Origin of the sequence: Streptomonospora mangrovi (assembly GCF_027604915.1) — a bacterium.
GTDB lineage: Bacteria > Actinomycetota > Actinomycetes > Streptosporangiales > Streptosporangiaceae > Streptomonospora > Streptomonospora mangrovi.
Genome location: NZ_JAJAQC010000081.1, coordinates 1 through 6,656, shown reverse-complemented (window position 1 = coordinate 6,656; position 6,656 = coordinate 1). Strand labels below are relative to the sequence as shown.

6 protein-coding genes are annotated in these 6,656 nt (G+C 77.3%); all 6 read right to left on the bottom strand.

What is annotated here, in order from left to right; genetic code table 11:
• Nucleotides 1-87 precede the first annotated feature (87 nt).
• The 6 genes from LG943_RS26290 to LG943_RS26265 are packed head-to-tail and all read right to left on the bottom strand — an operon-like array spanning nt 88 to nt 5,961.
• A complete protein-coding gene (locus tag LG943_RS26290; protein WP_270075068.1) occupies nt 88-504 on the bottom strand; it encodes a DUF6917 domain-containing protein in 417 nt (138 codons plus the stop codon).
• Entirely contained in the window at nt 501-1,466 is a 966-nt protein-coding gene (locus tag LG943_RS26285; protein ID WP_270075067.1) for a Gfo/Idh/MocA family protein, read from the bottom strand. The genes LG943_RS26290 and LG943_RS26285 overlap by 4 nt, the downstream gene beginning before the upstream one ends.
• Nucleotides 1,466-2,602 carry an Ldh family oxidoreductase gene (locus tag LG943_RS26280; protein ID WP_270075066.1) on the bottom strand — a complete coding sequence of 379 codons (1,137 nt, stop codon included), beginning with the start codon at nt 2,600-2,602 and terminating at the stop codon, nt 1,466-1,468. Before LG943_RS26280 ends, LG943_RS26285 begins: the two co-directional genes overlap by 1 nt.
• Nucleotides 2,599-3,891, bottom strand: coding sequence for a M20/M25/M40 family metallo-hydrolase (locus LG943_RS26275; protein ID WP_270075065.1), 1,293 nt, complete (start codon nt 3,889-3,891; stop codon nt 2,599-2,601). The genes LG943_RS26280 and LG943_RS26275 overlap by 4 nt, the downstream gene beginning before the upstream one ends.
• Nucleotides 3,888-4,907: a sugar phosphate isomerase/epimerase family protein gene (locus LG943_RS26270; RefSeq protein ID WP_270075064.1), complete on the bottom strand. Its 1,020-nt coding sequence runs from the start codon at nt 4,905-4,907 to the stop codon at nt 3,888-3,890. Before LG943_RS26270 ends, LG943_RS26275 begins: the two co-directional genes overlap by 4 nt.
• The gene (locus tag LG943_RS26265) at nt 4,900-5,961 is read right to left on the bottom strand and encodes a Gfo/Idh/MocA family oxidoreductase (protein ID WP_270075063.1); all 1,062 of its coding nucleotides are present in this window, start codon (nt 5,959-5,961) and stop codon (nt 4,900-4,902) included. Before LG943_RS26265 ends, LG943_RS26270 begins: the two co-directional genes overlap by 8 nt.
• Nucleotides 5,962-6,656 lie beyond the last annotated feature (695 nt).

Sequence of the window (6,656 nt, the reverse complement as noted above, 5' to 3'; positions counted from 1 at the left end):
GCGCGGCGCGGCCCGTCTCCGTCCACCTCCGTCCACCGCCCACAGGGGGCGGCAGGGGCGGTGGGCACGGCGGCGGGCCGCGCCGCCTCAGTCGTCGGTGAAGGGCGCCGGCGTGAACTCCACCCGGTCCTCGGGCGCCAGGCGCAGGTCGGGCCCGGTCAGCGTGCGCGGGGTGCGCACCAGCACGTTGTAGTGGTTGGGGAAGTGGCAGGCGTCGAACCCCAGCACGGTGCCGACCGTGCGGCCGTTGACCCGCAGTTCGTCGCCGCGGTCGATCACGCCCGCCCGGTCGATCTCGGCGAAGCCGAGGAACCCCACCCGGTCGATCCGGGCGCCCGGCGCGGTGTCGGTGTGGTCGGTGGTGACCAGTTCGTGGACCTCGCCCGCCCGCACGCACCGGCTGGCGAACGGCTCCAGGGACATCCCCCGGTCGCTCCGGCGGTGCACCAGCACCTTGACCACGGTGGCGGCCACCGTCCGCTTGGCCCCATCCTCGCCGTTCACGCGCGCCCCTCCGCCCCGGCCGAGACGCCGTCCGGCGCGCCGGACGGTGCCGGCCGCTCCGCGCGGTAGGCCGCCTCCACCAGCGCCAGGGCCGCCACACCGCCGTCACGGGCCGTCGGCGCGCGCCCGCGCACCCGGTCCTCGAAGTCGGCCACGATCGCGGCGTACTCGTGCCACAGGGAGTCCTTGAACCCGGGATGGCCGGCGAGCATGTCGGCGGAGTCGGTCCCGCCGTCGGCCAGCCGCACCCGCACGTCCTTGAGTTCGCCCCGGTAGGCCCAGTCCAGCTCCACAACCGCCTCGGCGCCGCCGGCCGCGGTCAAGCGCACCCCCGCCCGGCGGTCGAGGCCGGCGGGGTCGCGCGCGATGCGCGCGTCGGCCACCTCGACCTCGCCCAGCAGCAGCCGCACCAGGTCGAAGGCGTTGGGGCCGTTGTCGGCGACGCAGCCGCCCCCGCACCGCGCCGGGTCGAGGTACCAGGCGTCGCCGCCGATGTGGTCCTCGATCCGCTCCAGGTAGCGCACGGTGAGGCCGGTGACGGGCGCGCGCCCCGCGAGGCGGCCGGCCAGCGCCGCCACGGCGGTGTTGTAGCGGCGGTGGAACGCGGTGAGCAGCGGCACCCCGTTCCGCTCGGCCGCCGCCGCCAGCGTGCGGGCGTCGGCCAGGTCGGTGGCCAGCGGCTTCTCCACGCACACCGCGAGGCCCGCCGCCACCGCGTCGCCGGCGATGCCCGCGTGCAGGTGGTTGGGCGCGGCCACCACCACCGCGTCCAGGCCCCCGGCGGCGATCAGGTCGCGGTGGTCGCGGTGGCAGGGCACGGTGCCGGCGAAGGGCGCCAGCGCCTCGGGCGAGGGGTCGCACACGGCCGCCAGCCGCACCGAGGGGCGCTCCCGCAGCGCGCGCAGGTAGAACCGCGAGATCGCGCCCAGGCCGACCACCCCCACGCGCAGCGGCGCCGCCATCACATGCCCCCGATCACGGCGGGCGGGACGGTGCCGGCGGCCTCGGCCGCCGCGGCGAGTTCGCGGTAGACCGCCTCGGCCAGCGGCACCCCGCCCCGGCGGTGCGCGGCGGCGCGCTCGGCCTCGTGCCAGCCGGGGTAGCGCACCGGCGCCCCCGGGTCGGCCGGCGGGCAGGCCAGGACCTCGGCGAACATGGTGGCGGCGTCGGCGGCGAAGCCCGGCCGCAGCGCCTCGGGCGCCAGCGCCGCCGCCAAAAACCCGATGTCGTCGTCGGCGGGCGCGGCGGGCGCGCCGCCGCCCGCGCCGGGGGAGTCGGGCCAGGGGCCCAGGCCCGCGCCCGGCACCAGGGCGGCCAGCACCTCCACCGCCAGGCCCAACCCGAAGCCCTTGTAGGCGCCGTCGCCCTGGCCCAGCCAGCGCAGGTGCGCCTCGCCCCGGTCGAAGGCGGCGGGGTCGGTGACGGGGCGGCCGAGGTCGTCGGCCAGCCAGCCCTCTGGGACGGCGCGGCCGGCGCGCGCGGCCTCGCGGACGCGGCCCGTGGGCACCGCCGTGGTGCTCATGTCCAGCACGAACGGGTGGCCGGGCAGGGCGGGCGCGGCGACGCTGAGGGGGTTGGTGCCCAGCAGCGGACGCAGCCCGCCGGGCGGGGGCGCGATGCGCTGCCGCCCGCAGTTGGCGGCCACGATCCCGACCATGCCGTGGTCGGCGGCGCGGGCGGCGTGGTGGCCGGCGCAGCCGAAGTGGGTGGCCCCGCGCACCCACACCAGGCCGGCGCCGTGGCGGCGGGCGCGCGCCACGGCGAGGTCCACGGCGGTGCCCGCCTGCCACAGGCCCAGCGCGCGGCGGGCGTCCACCAGCAGGCAGGCGCCGAGGTCGGACACCACGTCGGGCTCGGCCGCCGGGTCGATGCGGCCCGAGCGCAGCGCGGGCAGGTAGACGCGTTCCAGGTTGGCCAGGCCGTGGGAGCGCACCCCGGTGAGGTCGCCGTGGCACAGCGCCGCCGCGGCGGCCTCGGCGCGGTCGGGGGCCAGGCCGTGCGCGGTGAGGACGCGCGCCGTGCAGGCCAGGAGGTCGGCGTGGTTGACCCGCACCTCGCTGCGCTCGGGGGCCTGGGGCGCGGTGTCGGTTCGTGTCACGGTGCTCCGTTCGTCTGTCGGTGGTCGTGGGCGAAGGCGAGCAGCACCCGGGCGACGGTGTCGGCGAAGGCGTCGAGGTCGGCCAGGTCGGCGAACTCGCCTTGGGCGTGGGCGTTGTTGGCGGCGAGGTCGCCGGGACCCAGCACGGCGGCGGCGGCGCCGGGCACCCCGGCCAGCCAGATGGCGTCGCAGGTGAAGCCGTGGGAGTCGGCGGGCCAGGGCGCCACCCCGGCGCCCTCCAGCAGGTCGCGCAGCCAGGGGTCGGGGCCGTCGAGGGTGGGCAGCCCGCGCTTGAGCCAGTCCAGGCGGGTGATGGCGCGGGCGTCGGCGGCGGTGCGGGCGAAGGGCGGCGCGGCGGCGAAGCGCCGGGAGAACTCCGCCAGGCCGGACTCCAGCGCCGCCTCGAGTGCCGCGCCCAGGCGCCGCCCGGCGGCCGAGGACGCGTAGGCGAGGTTGAGCAGGAGGTCGCCGCTGCCGTAGACGCGGTTGTGCAGGGTGCCGGTGTGCAGCCCGGCCACGCACACGGTCCCGCCGGGGTGGTGGGCCAGCGCCTCGGCCAGGTGCTGGGCGAGGAAGCCGAGCAGCACGGTGGCGTTGTGGCCCTCGCCGGGGCGGTCGTCGATGGAGTCGCGGCCGCGCACCCGCACCCGTGCGGTCATGGCGGCGGTGCAGCGCGGGAGGTAGCGCAGGCCGGTGGGCTCGCAGAAGAGGTTGAGGCGGCCGACGTAGCCGCGCTCCACCAGGGGGCGGGTGCCGAACACGCCCATGGCGCCGCCCTCCTCGCCGGCGACGGCCTGGACGAGCACGCCTACCTCGGTGCCCACGGCGGGGTCGGCGGCGCGGGCGGCCCGCAGGCCGGCCAGCAGCGCCACGGCCGGCCCTTTGGCGTCGGCGGCGCCGCGCCCGTGGAAGCGGGCGCCGTCGAAGGACACGGGTTCGTCGCCGGCGACGGTGTCGAGGTGGACGTTGAACATCACCGTGGCCGCGCGCGGCAGCGGCGGCCCCAGGCGCAGCACCAGGCTGGGCTGGTCGGCGAGGAAGGCGGGGTCGGCCAGGGCGCGGCGCACCGCCTCGGGGACGTCGTCGCGGTCGAGTTCGGCGGGGTCGGGCGCGCCGTGGTGGACCACCGCGCACCCCGCATCGGCGGCGGCCCGCGCGTAGGCGAGCTGGGCCTGGCGCAGGCGCGGCGGCGGCGCGCCCGGCCCGGTCTCCAGCGGCCCGGCGGTGGGCAGCTCCAGCAGGCGCAGCAGCAGGCGGTGGTCGGCGGGGGTGAGCCGGGCGGTGCTCACCGCGCCACCCGGCGCACCAGGCCCAGCGCCCCGGAGGACCACCCGGGCGCGGCCGGGGCGACCACGCGGTCGACCAGGCGGCGCAGCGCCTCGCCGGCGGCGGTGAAGGCGGCGGGGTCGCCGGACAGGGCGGTGCCGGGCTCGTGGGGGCGCAGCGCCAGGTGCGGCTCGATCGACCACACGCCCTGGTAGCCGGCGGCCAGCAGCAGCCGCAGGCAGTCGGCGACACCGGCCTCGCCCTCGCCGGGCACGGTGTAGACGGCGCCGTCGGGGCCGGGGCGGGCGTCCTTGACGTGCACGTGAGCCACCCGGGCGGCGATGTCGGCGAGCAGGTCGGGCGCGTGGTAGCCGTGGGCGACGCCGTTGCCGGTGTCGAAGAGCAGGCCCAGCGCGGGGCTGTCGGCGGAGTCGAGCAGGTCGAGCACGCGCTCGGCGGAGTCGGCGGCCCAGCCGGCGCAGTTCTCGACCAGCAGCCGCAGGCCGCGGGGTTCGGCGAGGTCGCACAGCCGGCGGACGCGGTCGAGGGCGCGGCGGCGCCACTCGCGCTCGGACAGGCCGTCGTTGGGGTAGGACATGACGCGGATCCGGTCGGTGCCCAGCACGGCGCAGCGGTCGGCCAGGATGGCGAGTTCGCGCAGGTCGGGGGCGAAGTCGGCGGTGACCGGGCGCGCCCAGTTGCCGATCCGGGAGTCCACGCAGCACACCACGACCCCGCGCGCGGTGAGTTCGTCGGCCAAGCGGGCGAACGCGGTGGGGTCGAGGTCGGCCACGGCGGTGCCGTCGACCGTGCGCAGCTCCAGGTGGCGCCAGCCCAGCGTGTCAACGGCCGCGATCTGGGCGGCGAGGCCGGGGGCGGCTTCGTCGCCGATGCCGGCGTAGGCGATGGACTCGGTGCGCGCGGCGGCGGCCGGGGCGGGCGCGGGGTGAGCGGGGGAGGCCGGGGGCGCGGCGGCCGGGCGGACGGCGGGCGCGGCGGCGGGCGGCGCGGGTGCCGCGGGCGCGGCGGACTCAACCACGGGGGCTCACCGCCTCGGGCCGGGCCGGGGCGGTGCCGACGCCGGCGGTGGCGCCGATGTCGGCGGGTGCGGCGCACACCCGCTTGGCCTCGGCGAGCAGGCGCACGGTGCGCACCTGGATGTCGAAGAGGTCGGCCACCGGGCGGCGGCCGGAGAAGTGCTCGTAGGCGCGCAGCATGAAGTCGGCCAGCGCGTCGTCGTGGAAGACCAGGTGGGCCGACCCGGTCTCGTTGGTGGTGCGCAGTTGGGCGGTGTCGTCGTCCTCGCTGCACGGGTAGTGGCCGACCAGGGTGGCGGTGGCGAACTCCAGGCGGATGCGGCGTTCGCGGGTGGGCGACATCAGGTCGGAGAAGATCTCGGTGCGGGTGCCGGAGTCGTGGTCCAGGACCAGCCGGGCCTGCCCCAGGCGGGGGACCTCGACGTTGCCCAGGGCCATGTCGGTGCACGCGGCGGCGCGCACGCGCGCGGGGCCGGCCAGGGCCAGGGCGACCCCGACCGAGTGCGGGAGTTCGACGTCGAAGACGGTGGGGTGGGCGCGGCTGGTGAGGGAGCGCACGAACCGGGGCTTGCTCTGGAGGACGGAGATCGCGCGCAGCTCGCCGAACGCGCCCTCGCGGGCGGCGGCGAGCAGCCGGTAGCTCAGCGCGCTGGTCAGCCACTGGGCCACCACCACCAGGTCCAGGCCGTGGCGGCGGCGGGCCTCCAGCACGGCCGCGAGTTCGGGTTCGTCGGGCGCCAGGGGCTTCTCGACCAGGACGCGGCGGTAGCCCAGGGCGGCGAGGTCGGCCAGCAGGCGGGAGCGGACCCCGGGCGGGGTGCACAGGTGCACCACGGTGCGGGCGGGGTCGACCAGGGCCGCGGCCTCGGGCAGGGCGGTCACGGGCCGGGTGCCAGGCAGGGGAGTTTCGCCCCGCAGCGCCCGGATGTCGTAGGTGAGGACGGGACCGGGGGAGAACAGGCGCTGGCGGCCGGCCAGGGCGCGGGCGCGGGTCAGCGCCGGGAGGTGCAGGCCCCGCCCCGAGCGGCCCAGACCGACGACGAGCGTGTGCAGCATGGCTACTCCGTCACCTTTTTCGGTTCGCGGGCGCGCGGGCCGCGCCCGTTCCAGGTCGAAACTGCGTTTTGGGGGCTATGGGCTGACAGGCGCCCGGATTTCGGTCAGGTGGAGGTCGCGACGGAATTCCGTGGTCGGACCCCAGGTTCACCGGGTGTGCGGGGTTTGTCAAATGTCCGCAAATTGCCGTCTGCTGATATGTCCGACCTCAGGTGTTCCGGGGGGCATAAGGGGCAGGACGGGCGAACGGGATGTTGCGTGTGTACTGCGGTGATTAGCGGAGGATTGCCGACTGCTGTTGTGTTCCGGCATGCCGACTGTGCACACTTTTCCTGTGCGCTGCGTTAGTCTCCGGAAGGCGTGGGGAATAACCGCGATCGCCCTGGATCGTCGGCGGAGATAAACCCCCGAAAGGCCGAAAACCGTGCGCCCGGTAAACCCCGGTCGCGCGGTCTGTCCGTTTGTGTCCCCGACGCGTCGAACCCGTTCCAGTGAATACCGCTGAACCGAACTCAATTCATTTTCTGTAGGCCCTCATCGCCGTGCCCCGGTGCACGCGATCCGCCCGGCAGGGAAGCACATTGGAGACCCCCGCCCCCGGGGCCCCCCCCCCCGGGCCCCCCCCCCCCCCCCCCCCCCCCCCCCCCCCCCCCCCAGCCCCCCCCCCCCCGCCCCCCCCCCCGCCCGCCGGGCCC

Bases quoted from the DNA above. Each gene is read 5' to 3' on its own strand.
- LG943_RS26265 (WP_270075063.1), bottom strand. From the start codon at position 5,961: ATGCTGCACACGCTCGTCGTCGGTCTGGGCCGCTCGGGGCGGGGCCTG.
- LG943_RS26285 (WP_270075067.1), bottom strand. From the start codon at position 1,466: ATGGCGGCGCCGCTGCGCGTGGGGGTGGTCGGCCTGGGCGCGATCTCG.